The 23,341-nt window shown below is 44.4% G+C and carries 17 protein-coding genes; 10 read left to right on the top strand and 7 right to left on the bottom strand.

Annotated elements, in window-relative coordinates; all coding sequences use genetic code 11:
- The first annotated feature begins 29 nt into the window (after window positions 1–29).
- The 3 genes from ABHV44_RS02680 to ABHV44_RS02670 are packed head-to-tail and all read left to right on the top strand — an operon-like array spanning window position 30 to window position 7,660.
- Window positions 30–5,096 carry a PKD domain-containing protein gene (locus ABHV44_RS02680; protein WP_459073102.1) on the top strand — a complete coding sequence of 1,689 codons (5,067 nt, stop codon included), beginning with the start codon at window positions 30–32 and terminating at the stop codon, window positions 5,094–5,096.
- A gap of 6 nt (window positions 5,097–5,102) precedes the next feature.
- The gene (locus tag ABHV44_RS02675; protein WP_459073101.1) at window positions 5,103–6,659 is read left to right on the top strand and encodes a hypothetical protein; all 1,557 of its coding nucleotides are present in this window, start codon (window positions 5,103–5,105) and stop codon (window positions 6,657–6,659) included.
- An 8-nt stretch (window positions 6,660–6,667) separates the two neighbouring features.
- Window positions 6,668–7,660 (top strand): PorP/SprF family type IX secretion system membrane protein, encoded by a 993-nt coding sequence (locus ABHV44_RS02670; RefSeq protein ID WP_459073100.1) that lies wholly within the window; start codon window positions 6,668–6,670, stop codon window positions 7,658–7,660.
- Here the strand turns inward: ABHV44_RS02670 and murB are convergent, their stop codons facing one another.
- Together murB and ABHV44_RS02660 are read right to left on the bottom strand one after the other, a co-directional pair.
- Window positions 7,661–8,719: a UDP-N-acetylmuramate dehydrogenase gene (gene murB / locus ABHV44_RS02665; RefSeq protein WP_459073326.1), complete on the bottom strand. Its 1,059-nt coding sequence runs from the start codon at window positions 8,717–8,719 to the stop codon at window positions 7,661–7,663. It abuts the gene before it with no gap.
- Window positions 8,709–8,975, bottom strand: a complete 267-nt coding sequence (locus tag ABHV44_RS02660) for a hypothetical protein (protein ID WP_459073099.1) — start codon at window positions 8,973–8,975, stop codon at window positions 8,709–8,711. The genes murB and ABHV44_RS02660 overlap by 11 nt, the downstream gene beginning before the upstream one ends.
- A 65-nt stretch (window positions 8,976–9,040) precedes the next feature.
- On the opposite strand from ABHV44_RS02660, the gene ABHV44_RS02655 reads away from it, so the two are divergent.
- The 7 genes from ABHV44_RS02655 to ABHV44_RS02625 all read left to right on the top strand — a co-directional run bounded on the left by ABHV44_RS02655 (window position 9,041) and on the right by ABHV44_RS02625 (window position 18,727).
- Window positions 9,041–9,658, top strand: coding sequence for a tetratricopeptide repeat protein (locus ABHV44_RS02655; protein WP_459073098.1), 618 nt, complete (start codon window positions 9,041–9,043; stop codon window positions 9,656–9,658).
- 62 nt (window positions 9,659–9,720) lie between these two features.
- The gene (locus ABHV44_RS02650; RefSeq protein ID WP_459073097.1) at window positions 9,721–12,474 is read left to right on the top strand and encodes a PD-(D/E)XK nuclease family protein; all 2,754 of its coding nucleotides are present in this window, start codon (window positions 9,721–9,723) and stop codon (window positions 12,472–12,474) included.
- A gap of 86 nt (window positions 12,475–12,560) precedes the next feature.
- Window positions 12,561–13,448 (top strand): glycosyltransferase family 2 protein, encoded by an 888-nt coding sequence (locus ABHV44_RS02645; protein ID WP_459073096.1) that lies wholly within the window; start codon window positions 12,561–12,563, stop codon window positions 13,446–13,448.
- Between the two features lie 96 nt (window positions 13,449–13,544).
- Complete coding sequence (locus ABHV44_RS02640; protein ID WP_459073095.1) at window positions 13,545–14,423, top strand: hypothetical protein; 879 nt, start codon at window positions 13,545–13,547, stop codon at window positions 14,421–14,423.
- Window positions 14,416–16,110 (top strand): cytidylyltransferase domain-containing protein, encoded by a 1,695-nt coding sequence (locus tag ABHV44_RS02635; protein WP_459073094.1) that lies wholly within the window; start codon window positions 14,416–14,418, stop codon window positions 16,108–16,110. The genes ABHV44_RS02640 and ABHV44_RS02635 overlap by 8 nt, the downstream gene beginning before the upstream one ends.
- 1 nt (window position 16,111) lies before the next feature.
- Window positions 16,112–17,245 (top strand): polysaccharide pyruvyl transferase family protein, encoded by a 1,134-nt coding sequence (locus ABHV44_RS02630; protein WP_459073093.1) that lies wholly within the window; start codon window positions 16,112–16,114, stop codon window positions 17,243–17,245.
- 6 nt (window positions 17,246–17,251) lie between these two features.
- The gene (locus ABHV44_RS02625; RefSeq protein WP_459073092.1) at window positions 17,252–18,727 is read left to right on the top strand and encodes an MATE family efflux transporter; all 1,476 of its coding nucleotides are present in this window, start codon (window positions 17,252–17,254) and stop codon (window positions 18,725–18,727) included.
- Between the two features lie 41 nt (window positions 18,728–18,768).
- Here the strand turns inward: ABHV44_RS02625 and ABHV44_RS02620 are convergent, their stop codons facing one another.
- The 5 genes from ABHV44_RS02620 to ABHV44_RS02600 all read right to left on the bottom strand — a co-directional run bounded on the left by ABHV44_RS02620 (window position 18,769) and on the right by ABHV44_RS02600 (window position 23,340).
- The gene (locus tag ABHV44_RS02620) at window positions 18,769–19,749 is read right to left on the bottom strand and encodes a LamG-like jellyroll fold domain-containing protein (protein WP_459073091.1); all 981 of its coding nucleotides are present in this window, start codon (window positions 19,747–19,749) and stop codon (window positions 18,769–18,771) included.
- 97 nt (window positions 19,750–19,846) lie between these two features.
- On the bottom strand, window positions 19,847–20,902 hold the full coding sequence (locus tag ABHV44_RS02615) for an N-acetylneuraminate synthase family protein (RefSeq protein ID WP_459073090.1): 1,056 nt from the start codon (window positions 20,900–20,902) through the stop codon (window positions 19,847–19,849).
- Between the two features lie 114 nt (window positions 20,903–21,016).
- On the bottom strand, window positions 21,017–21,454 hold the full coding sequence (locus ABHV44_RS02610; RefSeq protein WP_459073089.1) for a DUF2147 domain-containing protein: 438 nt from the start codon (window positions 21,452–21,454) through the stop codon (window positions 21,017–21,019).
- Window positions 21,455–21,608: 154 nt separating this feature from the next.
- Window positions 21,609–22,307 (bottom strand): SDR family NAD(P)-dependent oxidoreductase, encoded by a 699-nt coding sequence (locus ABHV44_RS02605; protein ID WP_459073088.1) that lies wholly within the window; start codon window positions 22,305–22,307, stop codon window positions 21,609–21,611.
- 70 nt (window positions 22,308–22,377) lie between these two features.
- Window positions 22,378–23,340, bottom strand: a complete 963-nt coding sequence (locus ABHV44_RS02600; RefSeq protein ID WP_459073087.1) for a YihY/virulence factor BrkB family protein — start codon at window positions 23,338–23,340, stop codon at window positions 22,378–22,380.
- Window position 23,341: the final 1 nt, after the last annotated feature.

The raw sequence follows: 23,341 nt of genomic DNA, 5'->3' as shown, positions 1-23,341 counted from the left end.
GAGAGCGCAACCTTCCGTATAAATCGAGTATGAAATCTGCAAGGACTAAATGCGTTCTCCACCTGATCGCGGCTTTTGCCCTTCTTTACAGTGGCAATCTGACGGCTCAATGTCCCGAAGTCTATGACTTTAATGGCAACCCGTCTTACGCACCCTACTGGTACAATTGCAATGGAAATGCTTTTGACCTGAATTTGCAATCGCCTGACGATTGGGGAGAATACGAAATCGATTGGGGAGATGGCTCTCCCGTTACCACAGGAACTTCCTGGGACACACCTGACATGATAACTCACAACTACGCTGCCGTGGTTGATACTTTTGTGGTGACCATCACAGAGGTAAATACTGGCTGCGTTATTGAAGGAGTTGTGGTTCAGGAAGAGGCTACAAGTGCCTCGATTCAGGTGCCCGTTGGTGGACTCACTCAGGCATGTGCTCCAGAGCTGATGGAATTCATCAACTCCAGTACAAACGTTTCGGAGACGACCAACTTTATGTGGCAATTTGGTGACGGAAGCCCGCCCCTTTATGCAGACCACACCAATTGGAATCAAGTGGTTTCCCACATTTATCAGGCTGGAACAGTCGACTGCGAAACCCAGGTAACACTTACAGCAGAAAACTACTGTAACACAGTGCAAGGTGGACCGAGTGTCGCGACCTTTAGCCCGATTCGTATTTGGGACATTGACGATGCGGCAATCACACCGTCCGACCTCGTCCTGTGCTACCCCGACACGACTTTCATTTTTGAAAACACTACTGAGAGAAACTGCCTTTTCCAGGGTAACATTTTTCAGCGATATGAATACTGGAACTTCGGTGATTACTGGGGACAGGGAACTGACTCAATTATCGACTGGACTCCTTGGCCTCCATCGCAAGATCGTGAAGTAGCATTTCCCGGAGTGGGAACTTACGAAGTCATGTTGGTTGACAGTAACTATTGTGGAGTTGACACCGCCACCATTGAGGTGGAAATTGTGCCTCCACCGCAAGCAGAAATTTCGCAGTCGACAGACACTATTTGTGTTGGCGACCCAGTGACTTTTTTCAACGATTATGAAAACGTAAATCCCACTGATCTCACCTACGAGTTTCAATGGAATTTTGACGATGGCCTCGGTTGGTTACCTACGGGTCAGGGAAACATCACCTACGTTTTTAATAATCCTGGCACTTACAATGTCTGCAACACCATTAACATCGCAAACTCTAACGATGTCTGCAGGGATACAGCCTGCGTAGAACTGACCGTTTTGCCTGCGCCCATTGCCGAATTTGACGCCAGTGCTCTAACTGGCTGCGATTCGCTGGACGTCTCCTTCACAGATCAGTCAACCGGTGCAATGGGTTGGGAATGGACTTTTCCTTCTGGAACCTACAGCGGCCAAAACCCTCCCGATCAGTTTTTTGATTCACCCGGTGACTACGTAGTTACACTCACAGTTGAAGGACTTAACGGCTGCCTCGACACCTATCAGGAGTTGATTCATGTTTACGAATCTCCCAATGCCGATTACGTGATCGACAATGTTTGCGAAGGCTCAGAATCAGTGCTTACTGACTTATCTACGTCCGACCCCGGAGACCCAATTATTTCATGGGAATGGGGTTTTGGCGATGGAGATGTGGACTACGGTCAAAATACTACTCACGTTTATGACTCTCAGGGAACCTACGATGTGACATTGACTGTTTCTACGGCTACCTGTTCTGACTCATACACAATGAGTGTGGATGTAGGAGATTCTCCTGTGCCCAACGTAACTCCTGTACCTGCTGAAGGCTGTGCCCCATTGGAGGTTTATTTCGACAACAATACTACAGGAGCTGACAGTTACACCTGGCAGTTTGGTGGTGGAGCATCGAGCAGTGAAGAAGACCCAACACACACTTTCGACAATCCAAGTGCACAGGACAGCATTTACAACGTGGTGATGATAGCTACAACCGCTTTCGGTTGTTCAATCACAGATACCATCCCGGTGACTGTTTACCCAGGTGCTCAGGCATCTTTCACCGACAACAGCGCTCCTCCGGGATGTTCTCCTTTTGATGGTGAATTCACGAATACAAGTACTGGTGCAACGAGCTACCTTTGGGATTTTGGAGATGGATCACCTACAACCACAGAGGAAAGTCCGGATCACACTTTCACAAACAACACTGGTTTTTTAGCAACCTACACTGTGACGCTGATTGCCTACGCAAACAATGGCTGTCACGACACGACTTCTACTGAAGTGACAGTTTATCCACTGCCCGACTTTAGTTTTGATATCACCCCTGGTGAGCAGTGTTCACCAGCAGTAGTGACTTTCCCTTTCATTCAGGGAGCGCAAACTTTTGAGTGGGACTTTGGCGATGGCAGTCCTATTTCTAATGCCTCCACGCCTACTCACGTTTACGAAAATAACACATTGAATCCGGTAACATACGAGGCAACAGTGATTGCCACATCAGGGTTTGGGTGTACTGACACTGCTTCGAGTACGATTCAGATCAACCCAAGTCCGGTGGCTCAGTTTACTTCAGATATTCAGCAAGGCTGTGCACCTCTCACTGTAGAGTTTGAAAACCTCTCACTTGGTGCAGACAGCTACACCTGGAATTACGATGATGGTCAAACTTCGGACACACTGGCCAATGTGCACTCCCACACTTTTGAGAACACTACTGGAGACGTTCAAACCTTTGTGGTGACGCTGCAGGCAGAAACGGTGAACGGTTGTTTGGAAGAATACACCGAAGTGATTGAGGTGTATCCAGAACCAGTGGCCGACTTCACACCACCAGACACTGGTTGCTCGCCATATACTCCTACTTTCATAAACAACTCGCTCAATGCGGATAGTTACTACTGGGAGTTTGGAAATGGCATTACATCAATTTCGGAGAACCCATCGACTACATTCGTGAACAACTCGGGTACGGATACAACTTACTCCGCCTGCCTGACAATTGAAACGAACTACGGCTGTGTCGATCAGGTTTGTCATGACATTGTGGTCCAAACTGCACCGAGCATTGATTTCTCAGCAGATCAAAGTGAAGGTTGCAGTACCATGCCGATTACTTTCACCAACAACACGCTCTTTGGTGACACCTACGAATGGGATTATGGCGATGGAAACCAGTCGACCACTGATGAAACCGTGCACACGCACGACTTTGAAAACTTTACTGGTGCTCCTTCCACATTTGACGTGACGTTGACTGCAACTTCTGCAAGTGGATGTATTGCATCTGATGATATTCCAGTGACGATTTATCCTGAAGTTACAGCTGACTTCACTGGACCGGCTGATGGCTGTGCACCACTCACTGCTAATTTCACAAACCAGTCGGTGAATGGAAATGCCGGCTACGAGTGGGATTTCGGAAACGGCTTCGTTTCATCACAAGAGAACCCTTCATCAACTTTCATCAACACTAGTAACGTGGCAGACACCACTTACAACGTGACTTTGATCACGAACTCAATTTATGGTTGTACGGATACCATCACTCAACCAATTGTGGTTCATCCGACACCTGTAGCAGATGTAGAAATCGACACACTGATCGGTTGCTATCCACTTGATGTTACTTTCCTAAACAATTCAGTTGGTGGTGATACTTATCAATGGGTTTACGGAACTGGAGAAACCGGTGACACTACGGCCGTTTCGCACACTTATACTTATTACAACAATGCTCAGAATCCGGTGAACTACAACGTGACACTCAATGTGTACACGATTCATGGATGTCAGAGCCAGGACCAGACAACGGTGAACGTTCTGCCTGCTTTGAACGCAGATTTTGACGCTCCGGATGGAGGATGCTCTCCTCTCAATATCGATTTTGAAAATGAGTCTGTCGGAGGCCTTACCTACTCCTGGGAGTTTGGTGATGGAAATATGAGTACGGCCGAAAACCCATCTTACCAATATATTAACGAAACCCTCGACCCTGAAACGTATACAGTGACGCTCACTGTTGAGTCGTATTTTGGATGCGAAGAAACAATCACTAAGGACATTGATGTTTACCCGGTTCCTGTAGCAGATTTCGAGGCTACTCCTGCAAACCAGGTATTTCCTGATGCCACTGTAGACCTTGTAAACCTCAGCACCGGTGCAGACCTCATGTACGAATGGGACATGGATGACGGCACCACGCTGACCGATGAAGACCCTGGATCTCACACGTATAACACATGGGGTGAATACCAGATCAATCTTTTCATCGACAATGGATACTGTGATGCTTCTACACAAAGAACAATAGTAATTGATGCTCCCACTCCGATTGCGGATTTTGATGGCCCACAAGCTGGTTGTGCTCCGCTCACTGTGAGCTTCACAGATCAATCCGAGTGGGCAGCCGACTACCAATGGACATTTGGTGACGGTGGTTCTGCGACTGTCTCCGATCCGGTTTATACTTTCTACCAGCCTGGAACCTACACTGTGACGCTCACGGTCACTGGTTTTGATGGACAGCAAACCGATCAGATCACTCAGGAGCAAATCATTGAAGTGTATCCCAATGCTCAAGCCGCTTTTACTGTGACCCCAAATCAGGTCTCTGTTCCGAGTCAGCCGGTTTACATGCTGAATCTGTCGAATAACGCTACCAGTTATTTCTGGGACTTTGGAGACGGAAACTCGAGCACAGACGAAAACCCGGACCACCAGTACACCGAGCCAGGCGCCTACACAATAACGCTCACAGCAGAAAATCAGTGGGGATGTAACGATACATTCTCTATCACAGAAGCTGTAACTGCAATTAGTGATGGACAGATTAATTTCCCGAATGCTTTTACGCCTTCGGCAAATGGTCCAAATGACGGTGACTACGATCCGAATGCGCTCGACAACAACATCTTCTTCCCTATTCAAAAGGGAGTGCAGGAGTACCAGTTGTTGATCTTCAATCGCTGGGGAGAACTGCTTTTCCAAACCGACAATGTAAATCGCGGTTGGGATGGCTACTACCAGGGTGAGCTCTGCAAGCAAGACGTTTACGTCTGGAAAGTTAGAGCCAAGTTTAGCGATGGAAGAGAAATCGAAGAAGCTGGAGATGTAACGCTCTTGAGATAAATGAAAATGAAAAAACTACGGATCATCTTACTTCTATTGATGCTTCCGGTGATCTGCCTTTCTCAGGATAATTTCTCGAGAAAAGAACGGGTGGCTTATCAGGATGCGGACTTTGCTTTCGATCAGGGTGACTATGCTTATGCGCTCATTCTTTTTGAACAACTTCATGAGATTGACGCAGATTTCCAGCCGCTCAACTACAAGCTTGGTGCGTGTTTGGTAGAGGAGAACAAAGACCTCGACAGGGCAATGCGACTGATCCGAGAAGCAATGCAGAACGGTGAGAGCGAGGCGATTCTTTTTTATGCAAAAGCACTCCACCAACAGGAGCAGTTCAACGAATCGATCAAGTACCTGCGAGAATATAAGAGAGTAGGTAGTCGACCTGACCGCGAAGTCGATCTGCTTATCGATCGTTCAGTTAGAGCTAAGCGCATGATGGAGAACCCGGTAGACGTAGAAATCAAAAACCTCGGAAGCGATATCAACACAGCATTTCACGAGTACGTTCCGGTCGTCACTCCCGACAATCAACAACTCTACTTTACTTCCAGAAGGCCTGGGACAACAGGCGGTGAACAAGACCCAAACGGAGAATTCTTTGAAGACATCTATCAGTCTAAAAAGGCTGATGGTGCATGGTCAAAAGCCGAGAACTCCGGGACCACTGTAAACTCCGACCTAAACGATGCTACAGTAGCACTTTCGGCTGACGGCACAGAGATGATCATTTTCAGAACGAATAAAAATCTCACAGGAGGAGATCTTTACATCACTCGAAGAACGGCCAGTGGCTGGTCAGAGCCCGAAAAGCTAAACAGCAAAATCAATTCTATTTATCAGGAAACCAGTGCATGCTTTTCGCCTGATAAAAAAACGCTCTACTTTTCTTCGAATCGCCCTGGAGGCTACGGTGGAAAGGATCTTTATCGAGTAAAGATTTTGCCAAATGGCGAGTGGAGTTTACCCAAAAATCTAGGACCAACCATCAACACAGAGGCAAACGAAGACGCACCTTTCATGGATGTGGACGGGCGAACACTCTACTTTTCATCAGATGGCCACACCACCATGGGCGGCTTTGACATGTTCAAGAGCAGAGTTTCTGAAAATGAAGTTTGGGAAACCCCTGAAAACCTTGGTTATCCTATCAACACCGTGAAAGACGACATTTTTATGACTGTGGATGCCGGTGGTAGAAAAGGATACTACTCCAGTGACAAGACAGGTGGATTTGGAATGCAGGACCTCTATGAATTAGAGTTTATCTACCGCCAGGAAACGCAACTTGTTCTAAAATCCAAAATCATTGACACCAGCGGAGAGCCGGTTGACGCGACAATCACGCTCATCACCTCTGACGACAATCAGCTTCAGGGAAAATACAAGGCCAATAGCCGTAACGGAAAGTTCATTTTGATCGTAAACCCATTAACCAACTACAAGATGGTAGTTGAGGCACCCGGTTATCACACAACCACGAGTGAAATCTACAGGAGTTTCCCCGAAGACGAGGAAGAGTTTGTTTTTGAAATCGAGAACGTGGTGATAACGAAAGAATAAATAAATCGTTGACAAAAAGCATCTTCATATCGATTCTTCTGCTCTGCATGAGTTTGGTTCTGAGGTCACAAGATCCACAGTTTAGCCAGTTTTATGCAGCACCAACTTACCTCAACCCTGCGTTTGCGGGTAGTGCAGAACAAAGCCGTTTGACCGCCAATTACCGAAATCAGTGGCCGTCAATCCCCGGTGCCTTTGTCACTTATCGCGCTTCTTACGATCGATTTATCGAAAACATTAGCAGTGGCGTTGGAATCTCTGCCATGCATGACAGAGCCGGTACAGGAGCAATGAGAGCTACCTCAGTTGATCTGCAGTACAACTTCGAATTTCAAATCTTCAAAGACATTTACCTCCGTCCCGGAATGGAATTCGGTTTTACCAATAGCTCTATCAATTTTAACGACCTCACCTTTGGTGACCAACTCGTAAGAGATGGAGCTGAATCCACTGTTGAGCCCTACACTCCACCAGTGGTCAACTACTTCGACTTTGGTTCAGGAGGATTGATTTACGGAAGAAATTTTTGGGCTGGCGCAAGTGTTTACCACCTCAATGAACCTAACCAGTCCTTGCTGGGTGGTGCTTCAAGACTTCCCAAGAAACTCTCTGTTCACGGTGGCTACCGGTTCAACCTCAAAAGCATGAGAAATAAAAAGGGGAGTGATTTACTGGCAGCTTTCCAGTACAAGAAGCAGGGGGATTTCCAGCAACTGGACCTCGGGCTGTATGTAGAAACATCTCCAATGGTTTTCGGACTTTGGTATCGTTCAATTCCTTTCAAGCAGAATGTGGAAGGATACTTCAACCACGATGCTATTTCGGTGCTGGCAGGATTTCACACCGGACCCTACAAAATTGGCTACAGCTACGATTTCACCGTTTCACAACTGGGAATTGGAAACACCGGTGGTTCGCACGAGATTTCGATTATCTACGAATGGGCCAACGACAAGAGCCAGTTCCAGAGGAGGCGAATTGTGCCTTGCGCCAAGTTCTAATTAGCACACGTTTACTTCGCGCTCCAGATGGATGCCGAATTTCTCATAGATATCTTCCATGATTTCTTCGGAAAGATTGTAGATATCCATCCCAACAGCACCTCCGTAGTTCACCAAAACCAAAGCCTGTCGCTCGTGAACTCCATACTTATCAAAGCGTCTTCCCTTCCACCCTGCTTTGTCAATCAGCCAGCCGGCAGCCACTTTCACTTCGGTTTCACTAACTGGGTAAGAAGCCATATCCGGGTACTTCATCTTCAACTCTTCAAACTCACTTTTATCTATTACAGGATTTTTAAAGAAGCTACCTGCATTTCCAATCACTTTTGGATCCGGTAGTTTCGATTGCCGGATGTTTATCACTGCCTGGCTCACAGCTGAAATATCTGGAGTAGCCACTTTCATCCGCTCTAGCTCTGCTTTTATGGCTCCGTAGTCGAGACTGAGATTTGGTTTTTTGAGCAGCCGATAAGTCACTGACAGAATCACGTATTGTCCTTTGTACTTTCTTTTAAAGACACTCTCGCGATAGCCAAACTCGCAATCGCTGTGTCGAAAAGTATGTACCTCGCCAGTTGGCAAATGGTAAGCTTGAAGACTGTGAAACACATCTTTTATTTCCACTCCGTAGGCACCGATATTTTGCATCGGGCTGGCCCCTACATTTCCAGGAATGAGTGACAGGTTTTCAATTCCCGCCCATTTATTTTTGATGGCATGAAGCACAAACTCGTGCCAGTTTTCTCCTGCGCCAACCTTTACCAGGATGGAGTCGCTGTCCTCATCTGTCAGTTCGATTCCACGCACATCGTTCTTCAAAACAGTCCCATCAAAATCATTGACAAAAAGCACATTGCTTCCGCCTCCCAGGGTGAGTTTTTCGCTTTCCTTTACATCTTTGAGAGACAGAATTTGTGAAAGCTCATCACTGTTTTCAAACGCTGCAAATCGTCTGGCTTTAACATCCATCCCGAAGGTGTTGTAAGGCTTGAGAGAAGTATTTTCGAGGATTTTCATGGGCGAAGAACTTTTCGAATTTGTTCGATTTTCAAAAAACAACCTTTTTGAGATTTGCTTCACAGTCGGAAAGGAATTTTTCAAACTCCGAGCTGTTCACCTTTTTCCAACGGTCGCCTTCCATCTCCAGTACGTCCGAAATCAGGTTTCTTTCAGGGAGGATTTTCGCCTCCAGCTCATGAACCACGTAAGAGCTTCCGATAATTTGAATTTCGGTCATTGAAGTTGCACTGTCAACCCGAAACCAGGATTTATCGTTCGACAATTTTCTGAACTGAGGAAATTGAATTTCTTCCATTTCACAAAGGTAATCGGATGAACCAAATCAACTGTCGAACGTTATCATTAAAGTACTTTTGCAATATGGAAGAAAACAAGGCATACGAAAAAGCGATGAGTTTGTATCGCGACAAAAAGTTGGACGAAGCGATGAAATGGTTTGCTAAAGCGATTGAAACTACGCCAACCAATCCCGATATTTTTCATGATCGTGGGGTTTGCCTCTTCCACATGGAGCGTTTTGAAGAAGCCCTTGCCGACATGGACAAATCGGTGGAGCTACAACCCGACTACGGTTATCGATACGCCAGCCGAGCCTACATTCGCGGTGCGGTTAAAGATCTTCACGGAGCAATAGCCGACTACAAAAAAGCGGTGGAACTCGACCCGGAGGACGCTATCAGCTTTAACAATCTAGGTCTACTACAAGAGCAACTCGGCTACAAGCAGGAAGCAAAGGATCACTACAAACTAGCCGATGAGCTTGCAAAAATGCTCGAAGACAGCCAGGTGCAAAGTTCTGGTCAGAGTACCTCATCTTTTACCAGACCCAAGCCCGAAAATCTTCAAAAAGAAATCGAAGCTTCAAGAGAAAAAAACTCTGGCGGAAAAGCTCATTTTCGTGAAATGCTCAATGTTTTCACCAAGAAAGAAAGTTTCAAAGAGTTTTTGAGATTTGTAGGCAGAGGGTTCAAGGCCTGACTGGCAAGTCCAAGCTCGGGCGAATTTTCTATTTTCGATCCTCACTTTGAAATTAAATTCGCTTGAAAACATTTCTCCAGGACTGCGCTGAAAAGATCTACGAACGCCACGGTGCCGATGCAGGAAAGATTGCCGTTGTGCTGCCGGGCAAGCGTGCCGGAAGGTTTTTCAAAAAGCATTACTCAAATCTGGCCGGAAAATCAATCTGGTCGCCTCAAATCATTGCATTCGATCAGTTTCTGGAAAAAGTGAGTGGTAAAAACACGCTCGATTCTACAAGCCTGATTTTTGAGCTTTTCGACACTTACTGCGAGCTTTATCCCAACGTACAAGAGCCCTTTGAAAGTTTTAGTTCGTGGGGAAGCATGGCGCTGCGCGATTTCAACGAGATCGATAACTACCTCATTCCTCCTGAAACCATTTTCAGGCAGATCACCGATATCAAAGAAATTGAAGGTTGGAGCCTCAACGATCCCGACCTCACACAAGAGCAACGCAATTTCGCTGCCTTTTGGGAACGACTTGGCAAACTCTACGAAAACTTCATTCCAAGACTAGAGAAAAAAAATACAACCACAACTGGACAAGTTAAGCGCTGGTGTGCCGAGAAACCAAATGAATGGATGGGTAAGATGCCCTACGACCACGTCTGGATTTTGGGACTGAATGCGCTGACGAAAGCGGAGAAAAAAATTATTTATGAACTAGAAGATCGCGAGCTCGCCACTTGCCTGTGGGATGCTGATGCCTATTACACTGACAATCCAATTCAGGAAGCGGGCACTTTTTTTAGAGAACTCGAAAAAGACAATCGACAGCTAAGCAACAAGTACGAGCTGCTAAAAACCGGTAAGCGGGAGATTCGTCAGATCGCCACTGCCAGTCGCATTGGGCAGGCAAAAGCACTGAGTTCGATTCTCGAAGAAAAAACCGATAATCCTGAAAACACGGCCATTGTACTCACAGACGAATCACTTTTGATGCCTGTGTTGAGTAGTTTGCCTCAAGGCACCGACAGAGTAAACGTGACCATGGGATTGCCGCTGGAGTTCACCAGTCTGAAAGTCGTATTCGACAATCATCTGGAGTTGATAGAGCATCGCAGCAAAGACCAGAGTGGGCAAAACAAGATTTACTACCGCCACCTGATTAAATGCATTTCCCAACCGGGAATGAAAGCTGTGGTCAATCGGGAAGATGGTGAGCTGACCGAAAAGATTCAGAACCACATCCAACAGAACAATCTCATCTGGATCGATCCGGAAGAGCTGACAAGCGAGTTTCCACTTTTTGAAAATGTAATTCATTTGCTGGAAAGACCGAAAGACACGGAAACACTGATTGCACAACAGCGGCTTTTGGCTGAAAACCTCAAAGAATCGAACGATGAGCCGCTACACAGGGAAATGACTTTTCGATTTTCTCTACTGATCAACAAGCTGGAGAATTACTTGTCGAAGTATCCTTTCATAAACTCTGTGAACGGCTACAGAAAGCTTTGGAATCAGCTGCTACGCCAGGAAAATCTTTCTTTTATCGGAGAGCCTTTAAGCGGACTGCAGGTGTTGGGAATGCTCGAAACACGGGCGGTGGATTTCGAGCACGTGGTAATTTTGAGCGCAAACGAAGAGATTCTCCCGCAGTCGAAATTTGACCAGTCCTTCATTCCTTTCGACCTAAAGAAACACTACGGACTGCCCACTTACCAGCAGCGCGATGCTATTTTCGCCTACTACTTTTACCGATTGCTCCAGCGCGCTAAAAAAGTCGATTTGGTCTACAGTACCGTAGCCGATGAAATGGGAAGCGTGGAGAAAAGTCGTTTTCTTGCACAAATTGAATGTGAGTTGCCCGCTTACAACTCAGAGGTTAAGATCACTAACCACTTCATCAACACTCCTTCTGACACGGTAAAACCCGAGTCGAAGGTGGAAAAAACTGCAGATATGCTCAAGGTTGTGGATGGAGTTTTGGACTATGGCATTTCCCCTTCGGCCATCAATCTCTATCTCGATTGCCCACTCAACTTCTACTATCGCTACATCCTCAAACTCCGGGAGCGAGAAGAAGTGGAAGAGCGAATTGAGCTGTCGACTTTTGGAACAGTGGTGCACGACACGCTCGAAGAACTCTACAAGCCTTACGAGAAAAAAGTGATTGCTCCGGAAGATGTCACTTCAATTTTGGCCAAAGCAAATGAAGAGCTCGAAAGGCAGTTCAAAAATTCATACTCGAAGAATATTTCTCACGGTGAGAACCTGCTCACTTTTGAGGTTGCTCGAGAGTACATTTTCCGCTTTTTGACAAAAGACCGCAGTCAGATTGCCAAAGTCAAGGAGAACAGCATCGCTGTGACGATTGAATCGCTGGAAATAGAAATGAGACCGGAAGTCTTGCTTCCTGGGTTTGAGGATAAGACCGTGCGGATTAATGGAAAAGCCGACCGCATCGATCGCTACGGAGATGAGATCAGAATCATCGACTACAAAACCGGGAAGGTCGATCCTTCGGACCTGAAGGTTACCGACATGGGAAGTCTGAGAAAAAAGCCCAAGGCCATTCAACTGCTTTGCTACTGCCTTGCCTATAGCGAAAACTATGACGGAGATCTGGAAAAGCTGCGACCGGGAATGATTTCACTGAAAAACATCGGCTCTGGGTTTCTGCCCTTAATAGTGAATGGCAGTCCGAAAATCACGACTGAAGTTTTGGACGAGTTCAGAGCATTTTTGGGCGAACTACTTTCAGAAATCTACCTTCTCGAACAGCCATTTGTCCACAATCCCGATGCAAACTTTTGCGAGTATTGTGAGTGATTGTAGCGATCGGTGATAAGAAGGTCTGGAAGGTTCAATCTTTTTATCTTTGGCCGCTCGAAAAAATCGTTATCAAAGATCAGCACATGCCATTAGAGCTTTCCATCGTTATCTGCACTTACAACCGAAGCGATTTTTTACCCGCAGCTCTTGAGTCATTAGCAGGTCAAACGCTTTCAAAAGATAGGTACGAGGTCATTGTAATCAACAACAACTCGACAGATCAGACCGAGGAAGTTTCGAAAGCTTTTGAACAAACCCACCAGGAGGTGAATTTTGGCTACTATATCGAAAAAAATCAGGGTCTTTCTTTCGCCAGAAACCGCGGAATAAAAGAGTCGAAGGGCAAATTTATCTCCTACATCGATGACGATGCGGTGGCTTCACCCAGTTACGCAGAAGCGATAGTGGAAGCCTTTGGGAACTTCCCGGATTATGCTGCTCTTGGTGGAAAAGTAACTCCATTTTATGATGGCGAAGAGCCGAAATGGTTGACACCGCATCTCTGGGGAATGGTTGCAAAAGTCGATCAGGGTGAAGAGCCAAAGACTTTTGGAAAGAAAACGCCTGTAGGTTGCAACATGGCCTTTCGAAAAGAGATTTTTAAAACCATCGGACTGTTCGACACCGAACGCACAAAAAATCGTTGGGACGACCGCTACATCTTTAATCAGGTGAGTGCTCACGGCTACAAAACACTGTATTACCCAAAAGCATCAGTTCGACATCACATTCCCAGCTCGCGAGTTTCTGAAGAAGGTATCGTCAGCCTGGCCAGAGCGAATGGCAAGGAGTACAGGAAGCTCGTTAAAGGCAAACCATTAAAAGCTATCGAAAAATTTTTCGATTACCTTTTCAAGGTCTTCGCCTCCTTCATCCTCAGTCTGGGTTACCTCATAAAAGGCGAACCAGCCAAAACCAAGGTTATCAAGATTATGTTTTTCAGCTTTTGGGGGTATTTTACGGGGAGGTAGATAGCAACTGAAAAGGTTTGAGAAAAAGTTAATTTTGAACACTATTTTCAAGTCGCAACTATTCTTAAACCGATAATAAACTGACGGAGACTTAAAATGACATCCCTCAAAGTATTTATTGAAAACCTTGTCAACACCTTCCTTTCCATCCTGAGAATGATCTTTTTTTCGAGGTTCGTAAAAACCTCTCGAATTATTTCTCCTAAAAACTCAGAACTTATCATCCTTGGGAATGGCCCTTCGCTAAAAAACTTCTTAGCGGCCAATAAAAGCCTCGTCTCCAAAAAAGAGCTATTGTGTGTCAATCACTTTGCTGAGTCAGATGTTTACAAGGCACTTAAACCAAAGTATTATGTACTGGCAGCTCCTGAAATGTGGATGGACGATGTAGAAGAGTTTCACTTCAGGAAAGGTGAAAAGTTGTTCTCCGCTATTTCAGAAAATACTGAATGGCCAGTGACTCTGTTTATCCCCCAAAACGCAAGAAAATTCGAGCGTTGGAAAAAGAAAATTGCGCCTAACGCCAACATTCAAATAGTTTATTTTTCTTCAACTCCAATTGAAGGGTTCAGATTTTTTGAAAATTGGGCTTTTAGCAAATGGCTAGGCATGCCAAGACCGCATAATGTCCTTATCCCCTCATTAATCTTGAGTGTCAATATTGGGTTTCAAAAGATTTTCATAGCTGGTGCTGACCACTCATGGATGAAAGAAATCTTTGTCTCAGATGATAATATCGTGTACTTAACTCAGAAACATTTTTATGACTCGAAAGAAAAGGAAGCAGCTCCGATGGATAAGTTGGGAAAAGGTTCGAGAAAAATGCACGAAATACTGATTAAATTCGTCCACGCTTTTAGAGGATATTTCAAAATTAAAGAGTATGCCGGTCACTGCTCGGTAGAGATCTTTAATATCACTGAGCACTCAATGATTGATGCATTTGAAAGAATAAAACCAGAGGAAATTGAATAGCCCACATATTCTTGTAGTTATACCTGCCAGAGGAGGTTCTAAAGGGATTCCGAGGAAAAATCTGAGAATTCTTCACGGCAAGCCACTCATTTATTATTCAATCCAAAACGGACTCCGTTCTAGATTCAGACCGGACGTGGTGGTCTCAAGTGAAGACCGGGAGATACTCACGATGGCTGAAAAATTTGGCGCCCAGATCCATCAAAGACCCGAAAAACTGGCTGATGACGTAACAACTCTGGACCCCGTCATCTACAATGCCTACAAGGAAACCTCAAAGAAGAGTGGAAAGGACTATCAGTTCATCATCACCTTGCAGCCCACCTCACCTTTGCTCAAGGTTGAGTCCTTAGACATGGCCATAAAACGAATGATCGATGAGCCTTCTTTTCACACCATCATTTCTGCAACCAATGACACTCACCTTACATGGCGCAAGGAAGATGGCATGTTTCTGCCAAACTTCACCGAGCGTGTAAATCGCCAGCAACTCACACCAACTTACAAGGAAACGGGAAGTTTTTTGATTTGCAGGTCGGACGTGATTTCAGAAAGTTCAAGAATTGGAGAGTCTGTTGATCTATTTCTTCTCAACGGAGCTGAGCAAATCGACATTGACTCCCACGAAGATTGGAATCTCTGTGAGTATTACCTGGCGAGAAAAAAAGTCCTGTTTGTTGTCTCGGGCTATCCAGAAATTGGAATGGGCCATGTCTACAACACTTTGATGCTTGCTGATGAGCTTGTCGCTCATGGTGTCACGTTTTTGGTAGACGGAAAAAGCGACCTGGCTTTCAACAAGATTTCTCAAACTCACTACAAACTATTTAAGCAAGAGCACACAGACATCGCAGAGGACATTAATAAAATCAACCCAGACCTCATCATCAACGACAGGCTCGACACCACCGAGCAATACATGAGCAGCATTCAAAAGAAAGGACGCTTGATTGTTAACATCGAAGACCTGGGAGCTGGTGCTGATATGGCCGACATGCTCATCAACGCGATGTATCCAGAAAAACATGACGAAGAACACCACCAATTTTCAGGTCCAAAATACTTCTGCCTTAGACCGGAGTTTCTCTATTCTGAGCCAGTCAAAAACATTAAAAAGGAGGTTAAAAACGTACTACTCTGTTTTGGAGGAGTTGACCCGAATAACCTGACCGCAAAAACTGTCGCATCCATTTATGATTATTGCCAACAGCATGTAATCGACATCACAGTTGTGGCAGGTCTGGGATATGAGAACATTGACTCACTCGGAGAGTGGACAAACCTCACCGTTTATCGCGATGTCGCCCACCTTTCGGAGCTAATGGCGAGTGCCGACCTGATCTTCACCAGTGCAGGCCGAACCACTTTTGAAGTAGCCAGCATGGGAATACCGGGTATTGTTATGGCGCAGAACTCTCGAGAACTGACCCACGCTTTTGCAAGCCCAGAAAATGGATTTTGTACTCTTGGGCTTGGTGCCGAGATTACTGAAAAGGAAATTCTTGAGAATTTCAGATCGTTAGTGGAAAATGTCAAACTGCGAGAAGAAATGCACCAGCAGCTACTATCGCAGGATGTAAAGTCAGGCAGAAAAAGGGTAGTTCAACTCATCGAAACTTTGTTGAGAGGCGAACAGGCGCATGATTTTGCATACCTTTCATCAGATATTTCGAAAGAGAAAAGATAACATGGGAAACGAGAAAAAGCCTTTTTATGCTGTTCTTCACGGAGCAAAGAAAAATGTAGGTGACTTTTTGATTCGTGATAGAAGTGAAAAGCTAATCCGGCATGTCAGACCTGATCGAGAACTGAAGGCATTTCCATCCTGGAAACCTCTTGACGAGCATTTGGAAACGATTAATGAGGCCGAAGCAATCATCGTGATGGGTGGTCCAGGAGTGAGCCAATCGTCCTATCCGGAAGTGTACCCTTTCGTAGATAATTTAGACAGAATAAAGCCTCCAATTTATTTAATGGGCGTAGGTTCTTACATGTATCCTTTCACATCCAAAGCAATCCGAACGTTCAAGTTTAGCAGTCGAACAAGGCTCTTCCTCGAAAAATGTAAGGGAATCAGCGTAAGAGACGTATTCACAAAAAATCTGATCACTTCAAAAGGAATACATAATGTAGTGATGACTGGATGCCCCGTGTGGCATAATCTGGAGTTTACCGAAAAAGGGGTCCAAAAGCCAGAAGAAATAAAATCTATTTTATTTTCTTTCCCTCAAAAGCACTACTTCCATGAACAAGCCTTTAAGTTGGCTAGCTCATTGAAGGCGGAGTTCCCCCATGCTAGGCTAATAGCTGGATTTAATCGTGGACTCAAGGCAGACAAATACACGAGTTCCAAAGATGCTGCTCGTTTTTCTAAAGCGGCAAAAAAACTTGAAGGAATCGGCTACGAAGTTGTGAATCACGCCTATGACTTACAATCTTTAGAAGATCAAAAGATTTGCGATCTCCATGTAGGATATAGGTTGCACTCACACATTTATTTTGCTAGCATGCGAAAACCTTCTTTTGTAATTGCTGAAGACTCGAGGAGCTATGGCCACTACACCACTTTGGGTCTGCCGGGACAAATGGCTTATAATCACAGCTTGTTTGCAGAATGGCTCCCATATTTGGAGAATGGTATGATTAGGGGAGGGATATTCAAGTTTCTCCCAGTAGTTGACGTACCAAAGTCAATATCTGACTTGGTAATTGAGCAGATCGACAGAGAGCTAAGCAACGACTACCCATCTTTCGAAGGAATCGACAAAAAGCTAGACTCATACCTGGGGGAGATGAAATCCTTTTTGAAAAACCTTCCATAAAATCATATGGGAATAATCCAGCAGCAAGCAGTAAAGGGAACTGTGATCAACTACTTAGGTGTTTTGGTTGGTTTTGTAACTGTTGGTCTTTTGCAGCCACTGATACTCTCTACTACAGAAATCGGTCTCATTAACTTGCTAAACCGATACGCCTTAATTTTTGCTCAGGTATTTAGCCTTGGATTTCCAGCTCTTTCATTGCGTATATTTCCGGCTTTGCGGGACGTTCAAAAGCAACACAATGGATATATCTACCTGGGTTTGATCTACTTGATACTTGGTTTCTTAACAGCCCTGGCTGTGTACTTCCTCACCTACGAATGGCTCTTACTCTCCGGTAAAGAAAAATCGAAGCTTTTTGAAGACTTTATTTTCCTTTTGCCGTACCTCATTTTTTTCAACTTGATTTATATCATTTCTGATACCTACATTAGGATGCGTTACAATGCCATAATTGGTGCGGTAACCAAAGAGATCATTCAAAGAATAGCCATTTTAACTGCTCTTCTTATTTTCTATTTTGGCTTAGTTGGTAGAGATCACTTTGTAATCTTATATACCATGGCACTGGCTATACCTGGAGTAATCATGCTTTTCTATTCCGTTAGAACACCGGAGTTTTCCATACGGCCTAATCATTCCTTCCTGAGGAAGTTCTCCAGAAGAAGCATTCTGAACATCAGTCTTTTTGGTCTCTTAAGTAGTACTACAACCATCTTGGTTATTCAAGTTGATACTTTGATGGTAAATTATTTTGAAGGCCTTTCTTCCCTGGGGATTTATACAACCATGTTCTATTTCGGAATTTTGGTAAGCATTCCATCCAGGGCACTAAAACGAATATCGGGAACAATGATCTCTGATGCCTGGAGTAAAAAAGATCTAACAACAATTTCAAAAGTCTACTTTGAAAGCTGCCTCAACCAATCAATAATAGGCGGCTTACTCTTTTTAGGGGTTTGGCTGAATGTAGATAGCATGATTCAAATTATCGGTACCGAGTTTACGCCTGGAAAATGGGTTGTATTTTTTATTGGATTGGGCTATCTATTTGACATGCTGACAGGTGAAAATGCATCGATTATCACTACTTCTCACCTTTATAGATACAACACCTACTTTGCTATCTTGCTACTTGTGCTGCTCTTTGTTTCGAACCTAATCTTTTTACCGAGTTACGGAATAATTGGCGCTGCTTTCTCTTCAGCCGGTTCTATGTTCGTGGTGAACTTACTTAGGTTTATTTTGCTCAAGACTAAACTCAATCTTCAACCATTCAACTACAAGTTTTTGATAGTTGGAGCTCTATTCGCCATAACCTATTTGACCGTAAGCAACTTGCCTGCCTGTGACGAACCTACATTGGATCTGTTGGTAAGGGGTTCACTAACTACTGCCCTATTTGCTGGAGGAATATTAGCTCTTAAAGTTTCACCATCCCTAAACCGTTTATTCACACAGCTGTTACAGAGAGTATTGTAGCCAATTCATTTCCGAGCATTTTCGAAAATGCGATCAAGAGGTCATTGTTTGATTAGCCTGCGAAAAGCAACTGACTGTCCGTCAGAATAGACTTTCAGAATATATGTTCCATCGCGAAGAGTATTAAGGTTTGGCACCGGCCCCGAAGTAGCATTCCGCGAGAAAATGAGTTTTCCTTGGAGGTCATACAATTCGAATTTAGAATATTCTCCAGTAATTTCGAATTGAGTTGAAAATGGATTTGGTGCAATGACCAAGGGCTTATTCGCGGTCGCTGTCTCCAAACTCAGATCAATTTCACAAAGCTCATTTATTTGCTCTTGTGACAACGCTTGCGGAAAGAATGCAAGATCATCAATGTAACCAAGGAAGTGATGATGAATGTATGGGCGGTCTGGATTTGGGTTTTGAGCACCAATCAATAGTCCATTTTGATCGTTTACATTTCTGATGTAGCTGCTATCTGTATCGAGCAAAACACCGTCAACGTACAATTCAATGACAGTACCGACTCTTTGAGCCACAATGTGATGCCATTCACCGTCATCTAAAATGATCTGGTCATCAGCCGCATAAGGTGCTCCTGGCTGGGCATTACCGGTAAACCATGCGATGTGGTTGTCATTATACAAATCCGGAGCTCTCAGCCAATATCCAGGGCGCCAGACTCCACTTTCACCTCCTTTATTCACGATCATGCCCGGACTTACACTTCCTCCCGAAGAGCGGTCTGGACGAGGAATTTTGATCCAAACTGAAATTGCAAAATCCTGAGTCCCGAAATTGAACGGACTCACGTAAGGAACTTCTATATAATCATCTTCACCGTCAAAACTCAATGCACTCGCTGAATTTCCAAAACGATCAGTCGCTGGTACTGCACCATGTACAATTCCGTGATAACTTCCCGCTCCAAGGTCATCGGCATTTCCATCAAGAGGATACTCTGCCATTGGGGTTTGGCCAATTGTAAGTGAAGAAAAGAAAATTGCGAAGAGTGTAGATATGTAGCTAGATTTCATGTCTCATTAGTTAAGATTTTCGTCAAAACTAATTATTTTTCTCTAAATCCTCATAAAGACTCGACAAGAACTCTTCATCTACCGATGAGCCAAGACACTAACCTTTTAAATGTTGCCACTGTAAAACCTCATCCTCACCCAAATCCATTGCTGCAGTTTTACCAATTACTTCATGAATATACTTTGGGCTAATACCTGAAGCTGGTCTTTTCCAGGTAAGATGTTCTTTTTGAATTACTGCTCCAGACTTCACAGGCGTTGACATTACAAGACTTCGTCTTGCATTGTCGCGTGAAATCATTTCGCTCTCCAACGCAGTCTTTTCGAAGTTACCTAAGATAATTCTGGTTTCCTCCCATTTCGCCCAGAACTTTTTGAGATCTTCCTTATCCATGGCGTGGTAATGATCGTTTCCTGGTAAAGACTTGTCGTGCGTGAAGTGCTTCTCAAGAACCGTAGCTCCGAGTAAAGCTGCAGTCTGCAAGACGTCCATTTCTCCCGGCAGGGTGTGATCGCTGTAACCTGGTACATGATTAGGAAACTTTCGAATCAAATCTTTGATCATTCCCAAATGAGCATTTTCATTTGGAGTAGGGTAATTCAGAATGCAGTGCATAATACAAAGGTCATTGCCTTTCTGCTCAATGGCTTCCACCGCTTGCTGGATCTCCCACAAGTATGAAGCTCCAGTGGATAATAAGATTGGCTTGCCAAAATCGCACATAAACTGAATGAAGGGTATATTGGTAATATCTGAAGAGGAAACCTTAAAAACTGTCATCAAATCATTCAGAAATTCTGCTGAAGTAGTATCAAACGGAGTTGACATGAATTCTATCCCAGCTGTTTCACAATGACGTGCGAGTTCTTCGTACTCTCCTTTCCAAAATTTATCGTATTTCTTGAAAAGCTTGAACTGACTCGTAGTAGGCTCTTTTGAGTTATCCCAATAAGACGGACTGTCTTTAGATGCGATGGTTTCGGCTTTATAAGTTTGAAACTTGATAGCTTGAGCCCCACCTTCCAAGGCCTCATCGATCAATCGCTTGGCCAGGTCCATTGAACCTTCATGGTTCACACCAGCTTCCGCGATGACATACGGAATTGCAACTCTATTAGGATTGTATGTATTGAGATGGTCAATCAGTTTCATTCTTCAAAATATTGGTTCATTCTAATATCGGATTGTGCTTCGTTTGTAAGAAGGTAGTCGCAAATGAACGAATACACTGAATAATATTCAAGAAAAGCTAATGGCCAAATTAACTCACTCCACTCTCTTCCAATTTTGAGTTCTGTAAAAGAAAGCGATGTAGCCGCGAACGTTCAGGGTGTTGGGGTCGTCTTCGTCCAGCCAGATGCTGCAGTCGTAAATTTTTCCACTTTCAGGATCGAGAATGGTGCCGTCTTCCCACTCATCGTCATCTTTCTCCATGCCACGGATTATTTCTAAACCCAGCACCTTTTCGCCTTTGCGGTCGTCTTCGCAGTTTTTGCAAACCGGATCTTGAATCTGATCAGGTGTGCGGAAAAGCTTTACGATTCTGCCGTAAGCCTTTCCGTCCTTTTCATAAATTTCTACAATAGAGCGCACCTTGCCGGTGTTGTCATCAATGGTTTTCCATTTCCCGAAGATGGTAGCATCCTGAGCGAGAAGTGACAGAGATAAAAGGGTGAAGGTGAAGGCTGCTAAGAATGATTTCATTGATCAGATATTGTTTTGTTCGATTCGAAAGCCCTCGAAAATATCCCCGAAGACCGCCACAATTTAATTCAAAACGATCAATTTACCAGAAACCGTGCCCTTCTGTAATCTATTAAACTGAGAAAGTTCTCTGCTCCAATAGGTTAAAAACCCTCTACAATGATCGCAAACTCGACATCCCTCCATCGATTTTCAAAACCTGTCCAGTAACCCAGCGCGATTTGTCACTAATGAGATAGCGCACACCTTCGCTGATATCTTTTGCTTCACCAATTGATTTCAATGGATGGCGCGATGAATTGCTTTCTCGCTTTTTATCAGAGTTGAGCATACTTTCTGCAAGTGGTGTATCGGTTAGCGATGGTGCGACAGCATTAAAACGAACCTTGGGCGCATACTCCGCGGCCAGTGATCTCACCATTCCCTCAACAGCTCCTTTTGCTGCGCTAATTGAACTGTGAAAGGACATTCCTGTACCCACGGCAACTGTGCTGAAAAACACTGCACTCCCTTGTCCTTTTTTCAAGGCCTTGATGGATTGATTTAGAACTTTAACCGCACCAATGTAATTTATCTCGAGTTCTTCTCTGATCTGATCGAGACCGATTCTATCGAATGGTTTCAGATTAATTGTTCCTGGGCAGTAGACCAAACCAGCAAGTTCATCAGGAAGATCCAACTCCTCTGACCCGGTGACATCGAACTTTTGAGTGGTCACTTCGCCATTTTCAAAACTATCATCTTCAATTTCTCTGGAAGCAGCGATAACTTCAAAGCCGTCTTTCAGTAGGTCATTTACCACCTGTTTTCCAATTCCTGTTCTTCCTCCAATTACCAGTACTTTCTTAGACATAAGTTCTCAATTTGATTTCACAGCTAAAATCAAATCAAACCGCACTTTGTTCAAGAAATACTTTGAAATGTTAAACATTAGATGGCTTTCCATCGCCAGTTTCCGAAACAACCGACTTCGCTCTTTTGATGCTGGTATTGAGCTCGAAGCCGAGCAGAAGAATAATACTGTTGAAGTTAACCCAAATAAGCAATAGAATGAGTGTCCCCAGCGAACCGTAAAGCCTGTTGAACTGTGCGAAATTATTCACGAACCAGGCGAACAGAATAGACGCAATAATGAAGAGCACTGTAGTGAAGGTCGCCCCTGCCGAAAACATCTTCCAGTGTGATCTCTTGAGGTTTCCCATGTTGTAGAGAATGGAAATGCTGAAGTAGATAAGCAGTACAACGATGAGCCATTTGGCAACCTCTAGAATGATGACAATCCCATTGTCGGGAATGATGTTGTAATTGTGTAAGTAATCGAACGCGTAGCCGCTGAACAGGATCAAAGAGACAGCCACGAAAAGAAGCAGACCGAGAATCATCAGTACCCCTACGGAAACCAATCGCATCAGAATTGGGTTGCCGCGATCTTCGAGATGGTAAGAACCGTTAAACCCGAGCCAAATAGCGTTGATACTGCTAGAGGCATAGAAGAACCCAAGAATAAAACCAATGGAAAGGAAAGTCGTGTGAGTTTTATTGACAAGGTCATTGAGCGTACTCTCTACCAATTGATAAGTATCTCCTGGGAAAAAACCTTCGATGCTGGCAAAAAGCTGCTCCTGAAAACCCTCTACAGGAATTTTTGGAATGAGTGAGAGCAGAATAATGATGATCGGAAAGAAGGCCATAAACAAGCGGAACGAAATGGCCGCAGCACGGGTCGTGAGCGCACCTTTTTGTAGTCCCTCAATAAAATACCTGGCCACATAGTGCAACGAAAGACCTTCAAAACCAGGCGGATGGATGGAGCGAGCAACTTTTTTAGTGCTTCGGACCAAACGACTCCTTTCGATTTTAACTTGCCATTTCTTAACCCAACTCATC

Source organism: Halocola ammonii (genome assembly GCF_049334165.1).
GTDB lineage: Bacteria > Bacteroidota > Bacteroidia > Flavobacteriales_D > Sanyastnellaceae > JBEGHD01.
Note: the sequence above shows the minus strand (reverse complement) of the source record. Positions and strands in the feature narration are given on the sequence as shown.

Coding starts and splice junctions, on each gene's coding strand:
- ABHV44_RS02615 (WP_459073090.1), bottom strand. CDS start 20,902: ATGAAACTGATTGACCATCTCAATACATACAATCCTAATAGAGTTGCA.
- ABHV44_RS02680 (WP_459073102.1), top strand. CDS start 30: ATGAAATCTGCAAGGACTAAATGCGTTCTCCACCTGATCGCGGCTTTT.
- ABHV44_RS02630 (WP_459073093.1), top strand. CDS start 16,112: ATGGGAAACGAGAAAAAGCCTTTTTATGCTGTTCTTCACGGAGCAAAG.
- ABHV44_RS02610 (WP_459073089.1), bottom strand. CDS start 21,454: ATGAAATCATTCTTAGCAGCCTTCACCTTCACCCTTTTATCTCTGTCA.
- ABHV44_RS02675 (WP_459073101.1), top strand. CDS start 5,103: ATGAAAAAACTACGGATCATCTTACTTCTATTGATGCTTCCGGTGATC.
- ABHV44_RS02600 (WP_459073087.1), bottom strand. CDS start 23,340: ATGAGTTGGGTTAAGAAATGGCAAGTTAAAATCGAAAGGAGTCGTTTG.
- ABHV44_RS02625 (WP_459073092.1), top strand. CDS start 17,252: ATGGGAATAATCCAGCAGCAAGCAGTAAAGGGAACTGTGATCAACTAC.
- ABHV44_RS02645 (WP_459073096.1), top strand. CDS start 12,561: ATGCCATTAGAGCTTTCCATCGTTATCTGCACTTACAACCGAAGCGAT.
- ABHV44_RS02620 (WP_459073091.1), bottom strand. CDS start 19,749: ATGAAATCTAGCTACATATCTACACTCTTCGCAATTTTCTTTTCTTCA.
- ABHV44_RS02655 (WP_459073098.1), top strand. CDS start 9,041: ATGGAAGAAAACAAGGCATACGAAAAAGCGATGAGTTTGTATCGCGAC.
- ABHV44_RS02660 (WP_459073099.1), bottom strand. CDS start 8,975: ATGGAAGAAATTCAATTTCCTCAGTTCAGAAAATTGTCGAACGATAAA.
- ABHV44_RS02640 (WP_459073095.1), top strand. CDS start 13,545: ATGACATCCCTCAAAGTATTTATTGAAAACCTTGTCAACACCTTCCTT.
- ABHV44_RS02605 (WP_459073088.1), bottom strand. CDS start 22,307: ATGTCTAAGAAAGTACTGGTAATTGGAGGAAGAACAGGAATTGGAAAA.